10 protein-coding genes and 1 pseudogene are annotated in these 19,657 nt (G+C 33.6%); 7 read left to right on the top strand and 4 right to left on the bottom strand.

Annotation, left to right across the window (positions count from 1 at the left end; all coding sequences use genetic code 11):
* Nucleotides 1-66 precede the first annotated feature (66 nt).
* On the bottom strand, nt 67-2,559 hold the full coding sequence (locus DUZ96_RS08340; protein WP_114301484.1) for an ABC transporter permease: 2,493 nt from the start codon (nt 2,557-2,559) through the stop codon (nt 67-69).
* A gap of 35 nt (nt 2,560-2,594) precedes the next feature.
* Nucleotides 2,595-3,275 carry an ABC transporter ATP-binding protein gene (locus DUZ96_RS08345; RefSeq protein WP_114301485.1) on the bottom strand — a complete coding sequence of 227 codons (681 nt, stop codon included), beginning with the start codon at nt 3,273-3,275 and terminating at the stop codon, nt 2,595-2,597.
* Between the two features lie 74 nt (nt 3,276-3,349).
* On the opposite strand from DUZ96_RS08345, the gene DUZ96_RS08350 reads away from it, so the two are divergent.
* Complete coding sequence (locus tag DUZ96_RS08350) at nt 3,350-4,045, top strand: arylesterase (RefSeq protein WP_258774350.1); 696 nt, start codon at nt 3,350-3,352, stop codon at nt 4,043-4,045.
* A 10-nt stretch (nt 4,046-4,055) separates the two neighbouring features.
* On the opposite strand, the pseudogene DUZ96_RS13120 reads toward DUZ96_RS08350, so the two are convergent.
* Nucleotides 4,056-4,166, bottom strand: a pseudogene (locus tag DUZ96_RS13120) (alcohol dehydrogenase); the annotation flags it as partial.
* Nucleotides 4,167-4,252: 86 nt separating this feature from the next.
* Between DUZ96_RS13120 and DUZ96_RS13240 the strand changes: the two are divergent.
* On the top strand, nt 4,253-4,390 hold the full coding sequence (locus DUZ96_RS13240) for a hypothetical protein (protein ID WP_409010769.1): 138 nt from the start codon (nt 4,253-4,255) through the stop codon (nt 4,388-4,390).
* Between the two features lie 87 nt (nt 4,391-4,477).
* Here DUZ96_RS13240 and DUZ96_RS08360 read toward each other — a convergent pair whose 3' ends face one another.
* Entirely contained in the window at nt 4,478-5,074 is a 597-nt protein-coding gene (locus tag DUZ96_RS08360) for a hypothetical protein (protein ID WP_114301487.1), read from the bottom strand.
* A gap of 402 nt (nt 5,075-5,476) precedes the next feature.
* Here DUZ96_RS08360 and DUZ96_RS08365 point away from each other — a divergent pair, with 402 nt between their 5' ends.
* The 5 genes from DUZ96_RS08365 (at nt 5,477) to DUZ96_RS08385 (ending at nt 19,641) form a co-directional block, all read left to right on the top strand.
* A complete protein-coding gene (locus tag DUZ96_RS08365) occupies nt 5,477-5,932 on the top strand; it encodes a hypothetical protein (protein ID WP_114301488.1) in 456 nt (151 codons plus the stop codon).
* A 264-nt stretch (nt 5,933-6,196) separates the two neighbouring features.
* Nucleotides 6,197-7,513: a hypothetical protein gene (locus DUZ96_RS08370; RefSeq protein WP_114301489.1), complete on the top strand. Its 1,317-nt coding sequence runs from the start codon at nt 6,197-6,199 to the stop codon at nt 7,511-7,513.
* 54 nt (nt 7,514-7,567) lie between these two features.
* On the top strand, nt 7,568-9,031 hold the full coding sequence (locus tag DUZ96_RS08375; RefSeq protein ID WP_114301490.1) for a gliding motility-associated C-terminal domain-containing protein: 1,464 nt from the start codon (nt 7,568-7,570) through the stop codon (nt 9,029-9,031).
* Nucleotides 9,032-9,038: 7 nt separating this feature from the next.
* Nucleotides 9,039-11,360, top strand: a complete 2,322-nt coding sequence (locus DUZ96_RS08380; RefSeq protein WP_258774351.1) for a PorP/SprF family type IX secretion system membrane protein — start codon at nt 9,039-9,041, stop codon at nt 11,358-11,360.
* 67 nt (nt 11,361-11,427) lie between these two features.
* Nucleotides 11,428-19,641 carry a T9SS type B sorting domain-containing protein gene (locus DUZ96_RS08385; RefSeq protein ID WP_114301492.1) on the top strand — a complete coding sequence of 2,738 codons (8,214 nt, stop codon included), beginning with the start codon at nt 11,428-11,430 and terminating at the stop codon, nt 19,639-19,641.
* Nucleotides 19,642-19,657: the final 16 nt, after the last annotated feature.

The following is a 19,657-nucleotide window of genomic DNA, read 5'->3' on the forward strand; positions in this document are numbered from 1 at the left end:
CTTAGTGTGTTATTAATAATGGGATAACCTCACTATTAGATTAGCTATTTGTATCTAATATAATTCTTATACTTCTCGTCTAAGTACTTCTAATGGAGAACTATTTAATACTGCTCTAATATTACTTAGACCAATTATCAAAACAATTAATGTAATTCCAGGTAAGAATACTACGAATGGAATTGCCGATGGTGTAAAGGGTTCTTTAAAAATAAATAGTGCTAAACATAGCCCACTGATAAGGGCGAGCAAAATACCAACTAAACTACCCAATGCTCCCAAAAAGAGATACTCCAGTGCAGAAATTTTTAGTATTTGAGGATTTTTGGCACCTATTGTACGTAAAAGAACACTTTCCTTAATACGCTGGTATTTACTTGTTCTAACTGATCCTATTAGAACTATCAGTCCAGTTATGATGCTAAAGAATGCCATAAAATTTATGACCCATGCAACTTTGTCTAAAATATCTTCAACAATATTAAATACTTGTCTTAAGTCTATGATAGTTACATTCGGAAACTTCTCTACTAAATTACGCTGTAGATTAGCAGAAACTTGTTCATTCTCAGCAGCTGTGGTGAATACACTAAATTGAGGAGCGTCTTCTAAAACTCCTTTTGGGAAAACAATTGAAAAATTAAGTTGCATGCGTCCCCAATCTACCTGTCTAATGCTTCCAATAGTTGTTTCCATTAAAACACCTTGGACATTAAAAACTATTTTATCCCCGACTTCAACGTTTGCATCAGCTGCCAAATTATCTGATATAGATATTACTATAGGCTCATTACGCCCTAATTCCTCCGTCCATTCGCCATTAATAAGTATTTCTGACGCTATTAGTTTATCACGATAAGTAGTTCTAAACTCATGATTTAAAATCCAACCTCTTACTTGTCTTGTTGTGTCTTGCCTTAGTTCATTAAGAAGTTTATCCTTTATTTGATGCATGCGCATGGTTACTAATGGAATATTATCCAAAATAGGTACTTCACTTTCGTTCAGTTGAGATACCATTGCTTCTCTCTGATGACTTTGTACATCTAATATGATAATATTGGCATTTTCAGCAGTAGGTCCCACTTCTGTTTTTGACAGTAAAATATCTTTCGTAAAATACAATGTACTTATAAGAAAGGTGCCTAATCCAATAGCTAATACAAGAACAACTGTTTGATTATTCGGCCTGTACAAATTAAGTAAGCCTTGTCTGGACGTAAAACTCCAAGTTTTAGGAAAAAAGCGTCTTACCAATTTCATGAAGAGATTAGCGACTATTGCTATAATAATAAAAGTTATAACTGCTCCTAAAACAAAAATTAATGCGTAAGAGGCATCTTTCAATAACCAAAATGAAAATAAAAACAGGAAAAGTAAAATTGAGCAATATACTAAGGTGATCACTTTCCTTGGTTGTTGTGGCTCCTCACTCACTCGCAGTACCTTTAAGGGCGATACATACCAGGTATGTAATAAAGGTATTAATGCAAACAACACTGACATAAATAATCCGAGTAGAATACCAATGATGATTGGTTGTACTGTAACTGACATTTCTACTTCAAATGGTAAAAATGATTTGAGTATATAAGGAAATAGACCTTGTAAGACCACGCCAATAAATGATCCAATTAATCCGCCTAATACACCAATACCAGAAATTTGGATTAAGAAAATTAAAAAGCTTTGCTTTCGGCTTGCTCCCAAACACTTTAAAATGGCAATTGCTTTAAGCTTTTCTCTTATGTAAATATGTACTGAGCTAGCTATTCCAATACACCCAAGAAGTAATGCTATAAAGGCTGCTAAATTCAAAAACTTGCCAACATTATCATATCGTCTACCTAAACGACGACTTGTACTTGTATGTGTATCTAAATCTGCATTTGCCAAATCTAACATAGGATCAATTTTATCTTCAAAGGCATTTAAATCTAGCGTGTCTGATGCTTTATAAAAAAATTGAAATTCTTTGCGACTACCAAATTGTAATAATTCTGTATCATCAATTGAACTATATGGTATTATCACCGGAGGTGCAACCGAAGTTGAAACAGCATTGCTTCCAGGTACAGATTTTAATGAACCTAGTATCGGAAATATCACTTCACCAACTTTGATAGAATCACCAGTTAAAATATTATACTGTAACATCAATGTAGCATCAACTAGAGCTCCTTTTTTGTCTTGATAATTTTTGGAAGCGACAATTGGCTCTGTTTTCATGGTGCCGTAAAATGGAAAATCTCCTTGCATACCTCTAACATTCACTAATTTTGTACCTCCATTTTTCGGGAATGCTATCATCGAAACAAAATTGACTTCCATTGCATCAGGTTGTAGAGAGTCAATAATTTCTTGAGCACGCTCCGTTGGTTCTTGGCGAGTATCTATAATATAATCGGCTCCCATGAGATTTTTAGATTGCCTTTTAATATTATCTCTTAGATTTTCAGAAAATAACTGAATAGCAACGACCGCAGATATACCCAAAATTATGGAAGACATAAACAGAAGCAATCTTACACGACTGGCTTTTGCATCTAGCAATGCCATTTTAAATAACCATGAAAATGTTGGTTTCAATTTACTTAAGTTCTTTGATTGGTTAGTATTTGACCTCCTTTAAGTCTTAATATTTGTTGTGTTCTATTAGCTAAATCTAGGTCATGAGAAATAATTATAAGTGTTGTACCAGCTTCTTTATTTAAATCAAAAAGCAATTGTATAACCTTTTCTCCTGTTTCTTCATCTAAATTACCTGTAGGCTCATCAGCAAACAAGATACTTGGTGTATTGGAAAAGGCTCTAGCCAAAGCAACTCGCTGTTGTTCACCACCAGAAAGTTGTGATGGGTAATGATGCATCCTGTCTGCAAGCCCTACTTTTTCCAATAATTCTTTACTCTTATGGATGGCATCCTTTGCCCCTTGCAGTTCTAATGGAACACTCACATTTTCAAGCGCTGTAAGCGTTGGTAATAATTGAAAATTCTGAAAAATAAAACCAACCTCTTTATTCCGAAGTTCAGCGCGTTCGTCCTCGTTAAGATTTTTTAAATCAAGCCCACAAAGTTCAACATTACCAGAATTTGGTTCGTCCAAACCTGCACACAATCCTAATAATGTAGTTTTGCCACTTCCCGAAGGTCCTACTATTGAGAAAGTTTGGCCTTTTTCAACATCAAATGAAATATCTTTTAATACTGTTAACTGTTTTTGCCCACTTTTATAGGTCTTCTCCAAACCGTTAATCTTTAATATCTTTGTCATAGGCTTAACAACTTTTACAACGTCTTATGTTCGAATTTCAAAATACACAATTGCAATTGATTTCACTAGAAAGTATGAAGCTTAATATCTTAAAGTTTTGTTATTTTATAGTGGTTATGGTTTTATTAGGTTGTGGTGGTGATAAGGGTAATGATAAATCAACTGAAAGTCAGATGAAAACTGAAAAAGATTCAAACGAAAATATGGTGGGAACGACTAAAACTATACTGTGTTTTGGTGATAGCATTACTGCTGGTTACGGCTTAGATGATAGTTCTGACGCTTATCCTGCTATTTTACAACAAAAAATTGATTCTTTAAATCTTAATTATACAGTAATAAATTCTGGTTTAAGCGGTGAAACTTCTTCTGGTGGAAGAAGTAGAATTGATTGGGTTTTACGACAAAATGTAGATATCTTTTTATTAGAACTTGGCGCAAATGATGGCCTTAGAGGTATTCCTCTTACAGAAACAAGATCTAATCTTCAATCCATTATTGAAACTGTAAAGGAGAAATATAGTGATGCTGAAATTATCCTAGCTGGTATGGAACTCCCACCAAATATGGGACAGGATTACACATCGGAATTTAAATTTGTATTTGCCGATTTAGCAATAGAAAATGATGTTACCTTCATTCCTTTTATTTTAAATGAAGTTGGTGGTATTAAAGAATTAAATCAGCAAGATGGCATACATCCAACTATTGAAGGTCATAAAATTGTTGCCAAAACGGTTTGGGAAAAATTAAGACCAATGCTTAACTAAATTTACAAAATCAACTTAGGGATTTCATATCAATAACAAAGCGATATTTAACATCACTCTTAAGCATTCTTTCATAAGTCGCATTAATGTCTTGTATGTTTATGACTTCAACATAAGAAGTGAATCTTATAATTGAATAACAATTAAAATAATTCTGAAGGTGATAATTTATATTAAACAAGAATTTATTACAGTGATATTGTAACTATAGGACCATCAGCAGGCCTTGATATCTTTGGTATGGAGCCAAATTTAAAATTTGTGCTCATTAAAGAAATGACTACTAGAACAAGCAGTTTGTGCTTATTCGTCAAGGATTCTGGTCATGAAAGTATCTTAGCTTAATGTAGAATAGATAAAGAAAAAAGACGCAATACATAATTACGACTTTTTTACAACATGGTTATGGTACTAATTTATACAGACTTAGAATTAAGGGTTCAAAATTATATTTCTTTCTGCTATAAGAATACCATCTTTCTTCTTAGGACTTAGTATTCTAGATAAATGTGATTTTTTTGTTATTTTATTTCTACATCTTTTAGACAATAATGGATCATCTTCAAACAAAAACGTATCTATTTCATATTCAGTTTTAAATGGCTCTTTTATAACAGGGAAAATCTGTTGTAACTGATTGTAGCGTCTATCATTACCTGGTACAAAGGTGTAGAATGTATATTTACCGTCAACATCTGTCTTTACCCAAGCTCTATGATGTACATATCGCTTTTCATTATCCTCACGTAAATCAAAATTACCATTTTCATCAGGTTGTTCAATAAATAGAATCACATCCTTTGCAGGTGTAACTCCATCACTTAAGTATATGGTACCAGTAAGTTTAAGTTTTTCATCTTTTAAATTAAAGTCTGGTATTGTATCCGTATTTTTTAATTGAAGATCATTATAGTCGTATAATGAATGACGTTCTTGATAATCTAATAGGTCTGAAATGTCTTGAGTGTAGCCAAGATGTATTGCTGAAAGACAAAAGAAAATACATATTAGGCTAGTTAATCTTCTCATTTACTTTGAATTTGGGTTCAGGTCAAAATTCATAGATTAAATTCATAACTCCCTAAATATAATATGAATGCCGAATTTTTACGATGAAATGTATAAAGCAGCATTTTCTACCGTTAAAAAACACAAAATCTAGTATTTAAAATTTCCAAAATAAAATGTCTTAATTAAATCCTATATTCTATTTTTTTATGTAATTTTTTTATCAAAATATTAAAAATCGACAATAAAATTCACTGCAAAAACAAAAGTATTTCATCGATTAAATATGCTTTTAATCCACTTATAATGCCGTTTATCTAAGATATACGCATTTAAAATGTTAAAAAATATAGTTAAATTTTCTTGGTTTTATGGAATATTTATATAGATTTGCTTTAGAAAGTCCAAATCAAACCCATGAATATGAAAACTAAAATTACACTTTTTAGTGCTATTTTTTTGCTTATGATAAGTATGAGTTTTGCTCAAAAAAAAGATAAGAAATCTCAAAGTATCATCGCAGGCAAAACAAGTATCTCAAAATACCATAGCCGAACAGATTTAGATAATATGCCAAAAGGTGAATTATTGGTATTATATATTGAAAGAATTGAAGTAATAGTAAATATTTTACCAAATATTGCCTTCGCAACGAAGCCTGGAGTAACAATGGAATCATTAGGTATCCCAGAAACCAAAGAGAATAAGAAGGCATTAGAAGAAAACATTGAAGCTTCTGGTGAGTATTTTGAAAGTACCATAGAATTTCAAAAAAAGATTCTACCCTATTCAGACACATCAGATCTCATTGCTGCGATATTATTCTATGAAGAGACCCTAAAATCACTTCATACATATGACGATTTTAAAACAAATTAGTTTTTTTATTTTGATTTAAATTTAGTTAGTTATTAAACCTCGGCATTAAATGTCGAGGTTTTTTTATTCTTGTGGTTTGGTCACGTCTCTAAAAATGCTTCAAATTTTAGCCATTTTGATATTTTTAATATATGTAAGAAAATAAAACATTTTACTTTAATTAAGTGTATTTCATCGATATTATTTGTATTTCATAGGCTTTATTCATAAGTTTGGTTTATTATCATAAAAGCGACCAAATTTTATTAACTGAACTGAACTACTATGAGAAAAATTACATTTACTACGCTTATTGCTTTTTTATTAATTAGCAATTGTTTTGCTCAACAAGAAAAAGGAATTATTGGCTACGATAATTGGCTAGATACATGGACAGAGTTTAAACCAAGTAAAATTGAATATGAGGAACCTACACAAATTTTGAGTGGTAGGATTACTATTGACACTAAATTAACAAAACGTAATACCTATCTTTTAGTAGGTGATGTATTTGTCACTGATAATTCAACACTAAGCATAGAACCAGGTACAGTGATCTTAGGTGATTTTAAAACTAAAGGTACTCTTATAATTAGTAAAGGTTCAAAAATACTAGCAGAAGGAAAGCAAACAGATCCTATTATTTTTACTTCAAACAGAAGTGTTAAGAAACCAGGTGATTGGGGCGGAATTTTTGTTTTAGGTGATGCTCCATTAAATGTACATGGCAATGAGTCTTCAGTAAACTGCGGACTTAGACCTTCTTCTTACATGGATATTGTTTATGGTGGCGAGAATTCCGTGAGTAATTCTGGAATATTAAAATATGTAAGAATTGAATTTGCCGGTAAAAGAACAAAACAACACGGAAATCTAAGTGGATTGACACTTGCAGGTGTTGGTAGCGATACTATATTGTATAATGTAATGGTAAGTTATTGTGAAGGAAATTCCTTTAATCTATTAGGTGGTAATTTAATATTGGTTAAAATGGTTTCGTTCCGTTCGAACCAAAATGACTATAAATTTAATTATGGTGCTCAATGCAACTTAGTTAATTCTTTGGCTGTAAGATCTCCTTACGTATCAAGTCCTGATGGTTCCAGAGCACTATATATTTCTTCATACGACTTTAAGGAAGATGTAGATCCAACAAAAGAATACACAAATATAAACGCAGAGAATTTAACATTACTAAATATAACTAACGATTTAGAATCAGATATTGAAATTGGCTTAGTACAAGAAGCAATTTATATTGGAAATGATACTTCGTTTGTGAGTGACAGAAGCGTTATATCTGGATTTAATCCAGCTGTAGTAATAGATGATAAAATTAAAATGAATAATACCAACCTAAGCAAAATTGAGTTCGTTAGAACTTATTTTAACAACTGTAACGGTAATATCTTTAGAAAAGGATACACCAACAACGATGACTTAGAGAGTTGGTACGGTAGTAGAGCATTTAACAACGTATATTCAAAAGGACCAGATTCAGAAACTTTTATCGGTGCAAGCCATAAAAAATATCCGGATTTTAGATTAAGAATCAACAGAATTATTGCATCTAACGATTACTTTGACGATGACGATGATTAAAAAGTAATTACCCCAAACAAACCTATTGCTTGTAAAAAAATTACAGTACTACTTATGTTAACCACAACAAACCTGAATAAATTTATTCTTAGTCTTTGTTTGCTTATTTCAACCTTTCAAGAGCAAGCAAAGGCTCAAGTTGTTTTAGGTACACCAAACTTAGGGTTTACGCAAGCTTGTGCAAATGATACATTTAATACTTATAGTTTGTCTTTTGTGTTTTCACCAGAAAGTGCATTAGAATCATCAAACCAGTTCAGTATTGAGATGTCAGATCCAGACGGTGATTTTTCAGATTCAACCATTATATATATTTCACAACCAGGTGAGTTTACGACATCACCTGTTACACTAGAATTTTCAATGCCAGAAACTACGGCTGGTGAAAATTATAGATTAAGAGTAAAAAGTAGTGCTCCAGCCTCAAATAGTTCTGGTTCAACAAATTTCGCGGCATATTTTAAATTACAAGATTCTCCATTTACTATAAATAATCTAGTTTCTACTGGTGCTTATTGTACTGGTGGAAGTTATTTATTAACAATAGATAACCCAGGTAACGGTAATAATGATTCTCCATTAAACTATCCATCATTGACATTTAACTGGTTTAGAGAAACAAGCCCTACTACATCTGAATTTATAGCTGAAGGTCCCACTCTATCTGTTAGTACAGAAGGTACTTATTTCGTTGAAACCAATTATGGAACATGTACTTCAAACTCATTTTCCAACAGAGTAACAATTACAGAAGCTTCTTCTGGAGAAGCTGATGCTACGATTGCCTCAAGTTTAGGAAATCCATATTGTCCTGAGCAAGGAAATACAACACTAAGTACAATTGGTGGTATTAGCTATCAATGGTATAAAAACGGAGAAATAATTCCTGATGCAACTGAACAGCAATTGCAAACTAATGAATCTGGCACATTCTCAGTACAAGTAGATCTTGGAGATTGTTCTGCTTCTGGAACTATTGAATTAGTCAGTGAACTATTTAATAGTGAAATTAATGTAGACGAAGTTAACAGTATAGAAGATGGCGAGTCTATTACTGTAATAGTAACCACAGATGCGCAGGCACCAGAATTTCAGTGGTACTTTCAGAATCAACTTATGTCAAGTGAAACATCAGATACTATAGAGGCTTCAAGTTTTGGTGATTATAAAGTTGTTATTACGGAAACTTCGGGATGTAACAGTTCAAAAGCTTATGAATTTACAATTGAAGAAGCTCAAGACCCATTTCCAGATGTAGAAAAATTACCTAATGTAATTAGCCCGAATGGTGATGGTATTAATGATACTTGGGTAATACCTCAAAAGTATGTAAGTGGTACAAATACAGAAGTAATGATAATGGATAATCGTGGTGTTGTGGTATTTCAAACAACTGATTATCAAAACAATTGGCCGCAAACAAACTTGAATTTAATTAGTATTAATAAAGTTTTCTTTTACATCATTACAACAGAAAATGATGAAACAAAAAAAGGCTCAATAACAGTAGTAAAGTAAAATGAAAATGACACCTATCATACTGATTATTATTCTTTTTTCTGTGCAATTTACAATTGCACAAGAAGAAGATGGTGTTGTTGCTTTAACTTTACCAGTTAGAAACTCGTTAACTTTTAACAGATTTGCCTTAAACCCAACATTCAGTTTTGTTAGAGAACAATCAAAGTTCATTAGTCTTTATAACAAGAGAGAATGGGTACAGTTTGAAGATGCACCTTTAACCTATATGGCAGGTTATACTGGAAGATTTGGAGAAAATATTGGAGCTGGTGTGAGCGTATTTCAGCAAAACTTTGGTGTATTAACAACTTTTGGAGGAATTTTAAACTTTGCTTATAATGCTAGAGTTAGCCGAATGAACAACCTAACATTTGGTTTGAACATTGGTGCCTATAGTAGTGGTATTAATACATCTAGTGTTGTTACAAACTTTAGTGATCCATCATTAAACAATGTGCCATCTAATTTTATTCTTACAACAAGTCCTGGTATTAATTATGGTACAGAGTTTTTTGATTTTGGAGTTTCTATGAACAATTTGGTTTCATACAATTTGCAGACTTCGGAAATGATTGAGGACAATCCTGAGCAAGGTATACAAGCTCACGCGATGTATACTGGGTATATGCAAAGTCGTGGATTTTTTGATAATGCAAAGTTTTCTGCCTTGGTACGTTCAGAATTTAGAAGTGAAGAAACAATAGTTTCGGGAATTGCTATGGTAACGGTACCAAAAGGTATATGGGCACAAGTTGGTTACAATTCAGTATTTGGCCCTTCTGCAGGATTAGGTTTAAATATCACTACACAGATTGCAATTGAATATAATTTTGAAACTACAGTTGGAGATCTTAATAATTTTGGACCTTCACATGATATTACATTGGCTTACAGGTTTAAAGAAAACAAAAACTACTACAATAGTGGTGATGACGAAATAAGTGGCCTAATTTCAACTGAGCCTAGAACAGGTCGTTCAAGAACAGTATCTGCCTCAAGAAGACGTAAAACAAATACAACATCAAAGAAAGCCACTACTGCAAAACCAGTAGCTATTGTAAAATCTTCTGAAGAAATAATCAATCAGGAAAATACTTCTGTACAAGGAGAGAAAGATGCCAAACTATTAGAAGAGCAAAGAGCTAAAGAAGAGGCTGAAACTCAGGCTAAACTTTTAGCAGAGCAAAAAGCTAAAGAAGAGGCTGAAGCTCAGGCTAAGCTTTTAGCAGAACAAAAAGCAAAGGGAGAAACTGAGGCACAATCTATACTGATAGCAGAGCAAAAAGCTAGAGAAGAGGCTGAAAATCAGGCTAAGCTTTTAGCAGAACAAAAAGCAAAGGAAGAAGCTGAGGCACAAGCTAAACTATTAGCAGAGCAAAAAGCTAAAGAAGAAGCTGAAGCCAAGTTACTCAAAGAACAAAAAGCCGAAAAAGAATTAATTACAAATCCTAAAAATGAGTTTGGTAAGACCATGTTAGGAATGGATTCAATTGTTGAATCAACTAAAAAAGAGCAAGACAAACTATTAAGTGATTATAACACTATAATAGAAATTAAAGATGAAGATTTAAAAGCACTTAAAGAAGAAAATGACCTAAGCGAACAAGGAATAACAGTTGCACCACGCCCATTTAAAAGTGTTACGGCAGAAAATAATAAACTAAATGCTATTAAAACTGATTTAGAAAGGATAATTGAAGATCAAAACAAGAAAATTGAGGACTTGAAATCACTTTATGAAGAACAAACTAAAATTGGAGATACGTTAACTAACGAGACTGTTTTATTGTTTTACAGAAAGAAAATAAAGCGTTTAGAGGCAGAGCAATTGAAGGCCCTAGAAACTAAACAACGATTGGAAGTGCGATTAGAAACTATTAGAGTAGCAACAGAATTTGAAAAAAGAAGACGTATTGTAAGAGCTGCCTATGATAATGTAGAGGAGCGTTATGCACAAGATAGAGAAACATTAAAGACAATTAAATCAACCACGTCCTTATCAGATACACCATACTCTGAAAATGATTTTGATTTTGGTGAAAATCAAGGCAATAGTATTAAGATACTTAAGAATATCAATAACGTAGAAAGTGGATTCTATTTGGTGCTTGCAGTACATAGCAATATTGCCAAAAGAAATGACTTTGTTACTAAGGTTATTGCTTCAGGTAGACAAGATGTGGATTTCTTTTACGACGTGAGTACAAGCAAATATTACATCTATACTGATAAATTTTATAGTCTTCAAGAAGCAAATGAAGCACTGAACAAAAAAGGAACAAGACCATATAATATAAATATGTCCCTCATGAAAATAGAAAACTAAATAGTTAAGCAATGCTATGATTTAGTCTGAGCCCTAAAGACTATTTCAAAGTGAAAATTTAAAAGCCATGAAAAGACCTACATTTTCAAGAATTATAATTCTAATTACCATTCTGGTAATGGGGCTTCAATCATATGCCCAGAATTATGAGCCATTTACACCAAGGTTTAATCAAGATTTAAAAGGGGATATTATATTAATTGGTAATAATATTCTTGGACCAGATAATAATCCATTTAATAATTTAAATATATACAACCATAATGTAGATATGCAATATATCGATATTGATGGTGATCCTTCTACTTTCAGCTCGTCTAGTGCAGACTTAGAAATTCCTAACCCAAACTGTTTTAGAATTATTTATGCAGGTTTGTATTGGGGTGCTGTAAACCCAGGCAGTGAACCAATAACGGAAGTGAAATTCATGGGTCCTGAAGGAGGATATAACGATATTACAGGAACAATAATATATGACTCAAATGGTACGACTGTTGATGGTGGAGATAGTTTTTCTTATGCGTGTTTTGCTGACGTTACAGACATTGTTACTGGATTTGGAAACGATTTAGGAACATATACTGTTGCCAATGTCTCTTCTGCAACTGGAGAAACTGCAACATTTAATCCATTTAACGGTACGGGTCAATCAGCTGGTTGGTCACTATTTATTGTATATGAAGATCCAACATTACCTGGTAAATCTATTACGAGTTTTGATGGTTTCAGTGCCATTAGTGTTACTGGTGGAAACCAAACATTAGATATCCCAGTGGATGGTTTTAGAACGGTCCCTGCTCCTGCTCCAGTTAGAGCAAATTTTGCTTTTGCAACACTTGAAGGCGATAATCCAATTCTGGGAGATCAATTATTACTAAATGGAGTTAACCTTTCCACAGTTGATAGACCAGCAACTAATTTCTTTAATAGCTCAGTTACACGTTTGGATGCAACTCCTGTTACAAATAGAGTTCCAAACAGTGCTAATACTTTAGGTTTTGATACTGGTACAATTACGGTCCCTAATCCAGGTAATTCTGTAATTGCCAATGATGCCACATCTGGAGTTATTACTTTAGAGACAAGCGGTGATACTTATTTTCCTTATTTCTTTGCCTTTGCTGTAGAAATCATCGAACCTAACATAGTTCTTACAAAAATAGTAGAAGATGATATGGGTAACGATATTGGTGGAGAACTTGTAGATTTAGGAGCTCCTCTCAATTATATCATAGGATTCCAGAATACAGGTAATGATAATGCCACAAATTTTCTAATTAGGGATATACTACCAGTTAATATCATCTTTAATTATCCAACAGACTTAATTTTACCACCTGGAGTTACTGTTGCCAGTTATAACTCAACAACTCGAGAAATAATATTCAATATTGATAATTCTTTAGTAGAAGAGAATGATCCTGTTTATGAGATAAGAATTGAAGTACAAGTAGTAGATTCATGCGGCGAACTTGCTGATGCCTGTTCTAATATTATAAATAATCAAGCCTTTGCAACCTATAATGGCTTTTTTAATCCAACGTTTCAAATCACAGATGATCCAAGTTTAAACAGCAATACAGGTTGTTTATTCACTCCACAAGCAACTAATTTCTTGGCAGATTTAGACTGTCAGTTTATAGAGGAAGTTATATTATGTGGTGATTCTGTAGAACTAACGGCAGCTAATGGATATGATTCATACACATGGTCCACGAGCCCAACTGGTGCACCTGTAATTGGAAATACGCAAACAATTACTGTCAATGCTTCTGGAACTTATTATTCCTTTAATAATGCAATTGCACCTTGTCAATCTATTGAGCAACAATATGAAGTTCAATTATTTGGAGGAGATGTTGAAAACCCTGTTATTCCATATGCAGATGAAGTTGTGACTTGTCCTAATGATGGTAAATTATTACCGAATATTTTCTTATGTGGTGCTGATGATTCGAGATTTATTGAAACAAATATTGCCAATACCACGTCAATCATATGGGAACAACTAGACGAATCTAGTTGTACTGCTATTTCAGATCCAGATTGTGCTAACGAAGAAAATTCTTGTGTTTGGAATCAAGTGGCTACAGGACCAGATTTTCTGGCTGATTCATCAGGTCAATTCAGACTTACTTTAAATTATCCTGGAGGATGTTTTAATCAGTTTTACTTTAATGTTTATGAAAATATACTCAATCCAACGGTAGAATCTAATGACATTATTTGTACTACGCCTGGTAATATAATTGTAAACGACGTACCTAATGGATATGAATACAGCTTAGATGGTGTAAACTACCAATCAAGTAATTTATTTTCTGTAAGTACACCTGGTACTTATACTGTTTATATAAGACAAGTGGGTGTTCCTACAAACCCATGTATTTTCTCAGTACCTGAAGTACTAATCAGAGATAGGGATTTCTCTGGTGAGGCTACAGTTATTCAGCCTTTATGTAATGGCGGACAGGGTAGTATACTTTTAGCTGCAAATGATATTGACCCTCAATACTCCTACTCTATTTTTAATGGTGGAACATTGGTTAATAGTGTTGGGCCAATAACAGAAAACACATATAATTTTGAGAACTTAAATACTGGAACTTATACGGTAACAGTTGAATCTGAAAATGGTTGTATCTATTCTGAGGATGTTACCATCACTGATCCACCATTATTAACAGTTACGGCTACAATTACAATACCTTTATCTTGTACTGATGGTGAGATTACCATTTACCCAGTTGGAGGAACACCGCCTTACTTTTATTATATAAATAGTACTACCGATTTTCAAACAGTACCTGAATTTACTGTTAGTTCTGCAGGTACATATGATATAACGGTCGTTGATTCTAACAACTGTAGTGCAGACACAACAATCACTGTTGATCCCATCCCAGAGCCAGTGTTCAATATTTCAACCACAGATATTTTATGTGGTGGCACAGATGATACAGGTATAATAACAATAAATGTTACAAACCCAAATGGAAATAGCATTCAATATAGTATTGATGGAGGAACTACATTTGTAAATTCGAATGTATTTTCTGGTTTGACTGCAGATGACTATGATGTCATTATACAATACACATCTGGAACAGCAATTTGTAACACAAATACTCAGAGCGTTTCAATAATTGAAAACACAGCCATTTCAGGGACTGCAGAGTTAACGAGTTCGTTTTCTTGTATAGGCGATGGAACCATAACCGTTACAGGTGTTACTGGAGGAAATCCTCCATATACCTATAGTATTGATGGCACAAATTTTCAATCTAGTAACGTATTCAATAATTTAACTCCAGGAACATACACTATTACTATCAGTGATGCTAATATTTGTACATATATTGTAAATACAATTGTAATAGATCCTATTGACCCACCAACTGATATGGAGTTTGATAATACTCCTATTACTTGTCCAACGAATACGAGCACAGTTTCTATAACAAATACTATTGGAGGGACGGGAACTCTTGAATACCAAATTATAGCACCTGCTGCTTCAACAACGGCATATCAAATATCAAATAGCTTTAGTGGATTAATTCCAGGAACCTATACATTTCAAGTAAGAGATGAAAATGGATGTACATATGTTGAGTCATATACATTAGACCCAATACCATCTCCTTCTGTTAATGTAATATTAACACAAGATCTTAACTGTACTATTAGTCCAGATGCCATATTATCAGGTACAATTACTGGTCCTGCACCTTATACATATGCTGTTTCAATTAATGGTAGTGCTTATGCTCCATTAGGAAGCACAGGGACTACATTCAATTATTTAACTTCAACAGACGGAACCTACCAATTTGAAATTACGGATGCAAATGGATGTATAGCTGAATCTTCTATCATTACAATAAATCCTCTGTCAACACCAGATATTAGTTTTATAACCCAAAGTCAAGATATTCTTTGTAATGGTGAATCAACTGGTTCCTTAGATATTACAATTGATACCTCAGCTGGTACACCTCCTTTTACAATAAATATTTATAATGATACAACTTCCACCGATTACGGAAACCAGACATCAAGTTTACCAGCTGGTTCATATACAATTACTTTAACAGACGCTAATTCTTGTACAGATACAGAAACTGTTGTAATAAGCGAACCAGACGCAATAAATGTTAACTATAGTACAGTTGATATTACTTGTGGTCCAGGTGGAGTCTCTCAAGGTTCAGTAATTATAGATTCTGTAACAGGTGGTACAGCACCATACAATTATTTTGTTACTGGAACTAACGGTTACGCCAACTCAGAATTAAATACTACAGGATCAACTTCTGTAAGTTTTGATGTAGTTGATTTTGGTTTATATGAAATTAATGTTGTTGATGCTAATGGGTGCTCTATTCTTGTACAAGATGTACTTGTAGCATCTCCTCCTACAGATTTAGATATTAATATTAATACAACAGTTAACTGCGCAACTGGTGGAGAAGCTGTAGTAAGTATAGGAACTTCCTTAGTTAGTAGCGGTCCATTCTTTTTCAGTATTTACCAAGGACCTATTTCGGTTTACCCTAACCCACCAGGTTCTTGGATACCTGAGGATACGGCAGGCAGTCAATCAGCAACTTTTGCAGGTCTTACACCTGGTGTAAGTTATACCTTCATTGTTTATGACCAGTCAACAAATTGTAGTTATTATGAGCCGGCAACTGCTCCTATCCCAACCAGTTCAACTCTTACGCTAAGTGCTGTAGGATCAAACAATATTACTTGTACAGGGAGTGCGGATGGTAATGTATCATTTACTATAAATAGTATTTACGGAACTTCCGTAGATGTAAACTATGAAATATTTGATTCATTAACATTAGCTAGTACAGGTATATCAGGCAGTGGAACAGTAAATGCAAACGGATCCTTAACTGTTACAGATTTAGGACCATTGGATTTTGGAAACTATTATATTTGGATAAGCGAAACATCCGGACCCAATGCAGGTTGTGGTATCGTAACAGCGCCTTTTAATATCACAGAATCTGCCTTTCCATTAGAACTGATAGTTAACATAGATCAAAATGCAAATTGTAATGCAAACTCAGGTATAATCAGTGCATTTGGTGAAAATGGAACTGCACCATATGAATATCAATTGACCACAAATGCAACTGCTCCTTTAGCATCAGATAGTGGATGGTCTTCAACGAGCACTTTTAACAGAGATGCAGGTAATTATTATGTTCATGTAATAGACGCGTATGGATGTATTGTTTCTAGTCCTGTTGTAATTTTACCTCAGGATGACACACCAGTTATTTCTGCCACAGTAATTGACAATTGTTTGCTTTCTGATGGAAATTTTGAAATAGATGTAAACTTAGACACAGCAGGAATAGCGCCATATAGCATCAGTATAGATGGTGGTGCCTTCCAAACACAATCGTTCCCGTTTACCATTTCGAATTTATTTTCTGGTACGCACACTATTCAAATTCAAGATGTAAATGGATGTGGTAATTTAGTTAGTATTGATGTCTATGCTCCTATTGAGATTAACGGTTCACTTTTAGCTACACCGTCATGTAATGACGATGATGGTGAAATTACTATTAGTGCATCCCAAGGTTCAGGGAGTTATGCCTATAGTATTAGTCCTAATCCTGCAACAGTAGTATTGACAGGTAATACATATTCAGGATTACCAGCTGGTATCTATACAATAACTGTTACAGACACAGTGACTTTATGTACTGAAGACCTAACAATTGCAGTTCCAGAAGCAACACCTCCTACTATAATTACTACACCATACTTAGTAACTTGTTTTGGAGATAATTCAGGTAGCTTTGATTTACTAGTTAATGGTTATAACGGTACCTATACATATGAAGTTTTTGATACAACAAATACTTCAATATTTGGAACTGTAAACGCAAATACGTCTACTAATCCAATAAATGTTAGTGGATTAACCGGAGGTACATATACAGTTCTTATAACGGAGACCAATGTTCCATTTTGTAATGCTTCGACAGATGTTATAATTCCTTCACCAATAGATAATTTAACGCTTACAGCGTTGGAAACATCAAATGTTACTTGCGATAATAACCAAGGAACAATTGTTGCAATTGCAGAAGGCGGTTGGGGAGATTATGAATATGAGTTAACAGGTGACACGTCTATTCCGTTTTCAAGTAATGGTACATTTACAGGGTTATCAGCTGGTAACTATACGATTAATGTAAGAGATGCTGAAAATTGTATTGCTTCAACCAATATTGTTTTAGATATACCAAATCCAATTTCTGCAGATTTTACTCCTAGCACAAATAGTTTGTCATGTTTTGGAGATCAAAATGGAACCATTACAATTGACAATGTATCTGGTGGACAAGGTAGTAATTATACATATACATTAAATACAATTTCACCAACAGTAAGTTCTTCAGGTCCTCAAACATCAAATGTGTTTACTGACTTAGGTTCGGGTACATATTCGGTTACCATTGAAGATGGATTCAATTGTACTTTAACTTCGGTTGATATTGTTATATCAGAACCAACACCTGTAAATGCCAATTTAGTAGTTAACACTACCCAGTCTTGTAATACTGAAACCACTCTTACGCTAAGTGCTACAGGTGGAACAGGTTCTTACACATATAGTGATAATCCTAACTTTAGTACTATTCTAGGTAGTTTTACAGCGTCTACAACTTTCACTGTAACTCCTGGAACTTATGCCTACTATGTCAGAGATGCAAATAATTGTATTGCATCAATTTCAAATGAAATCACCATAGATCCTTTACCTGAGCTTTCTATTGTTTTAGATTCTACAAATCCTACAATTAATTGTGCTGGAGATAATAATGGATCAATTACTGCAATAGCTCAAGGTGGTTTAGGAGATTACGTATATACCCTTCAAGATGGAAATGGGAATGTAATAACTGCCACACAGAATTTACCAGGATACTTTATTGGTTTAGTGGCAGGTGATTATATTGTATCTGTAGAAAGTCAAGATTGTTCGGTTACATCGGCTCCAATTTCAATTACTGAACCTACAACCGCTCTTGACGCTACAATTGCCATAACAGATGTAACATGTACAGGTACTGAAAATGGTGCCGTGGAAATCACTTCATCTGGAGGGACAGGAATCGTTAAATATGCAATTTCACCACAATTGAATCAATTTTTCGAAACGAATGCTTTTGAAAATCTTTCTCCTGGTGATTATGATTTGATAGTTCAAGATGAATTAGGATGTTACTTAACATTTAATTTCACTATTTCAGAACCTGAACAAGTAATTCTAAGTATCGTACCAGATTCTTTATTTCCAGAGCTGTGTGATGGTGATATGGATGGCGAGTTTAGCATAGATATATTAGGTGGCAACTTACCATATAGTGTGAGTTTAGATAATTATGATGGTCCATATACTACAGGTCTTTCAACACAAACACAATTTGACTTTTCTGGTTTAGGAGGTGGTGATCACATAGTATATGTACGTGATGCCGAAGGTTGTGAATCTGAATGGAATATTACATTCCCAGAACCAATAATAATAAATCCTGATGTAGCTGTAGAATATGTTTGTCAGGATAATTCCCAAGGTAACACTGTTGCGGTTTCAATAGATGATTCAAATACAGATTTAACCGAGTTTGATTATTCACTTGACGGTGGTCCTTACCAGGCAAGTAATACTTTTACAGATGTTCCGGTTGGTCCTGGTCATTATATTGAAGTAAGGCATACAAATGGATGTATTCAGTCTACACCATTATTTGATATTGAAGGTTATGAACCAGTAGAACTAGAATTATCTGAAGGCGAGATCAATGAAATTCTTGCCAGTGCAACAGGTGGTTCTGGAGAATATACCTATTACATGAATGATGAAGATTATGGAAATCAAACATCTTTCATCATTACGGAGTCTGGAATTTATACTATCACTGTAGTTGACAGTAGTGGTTGTATTACCCAAGCGCAAATTGAATTAGAATTTATAGATATATGTATACCAAATTGGTTTACACCAAATGGAGATGGTGAATATGATACATGGTCACCAGGTTGTACTGAAAACTATCCAAATCTAACCTTTGACATTTTTGATAGATACGGTAGAAAGGTTGCGACATATCAGGTTGGTGAAGTTTGGGATGGTAGATATAACGGACATGAATTACCAACAGGCGATTATTGGTTTGTTGTAAAAACAAATGATCCTAATATCGATAAAGAGTTTGTTGGAAATTTTACACTATACAGGTAAGCCCTCTAAAATTATA

Origin of the sequence: Winogradskyella sp. KYW1333, from assembly GCF_003335675.1 — a bacterium.
Taxonomy (GTDB): Bacteria; Bacteroidota; Bacteroidia; order Flavobacteriales; family Flavobacteriaceae; genus Winogradskyella.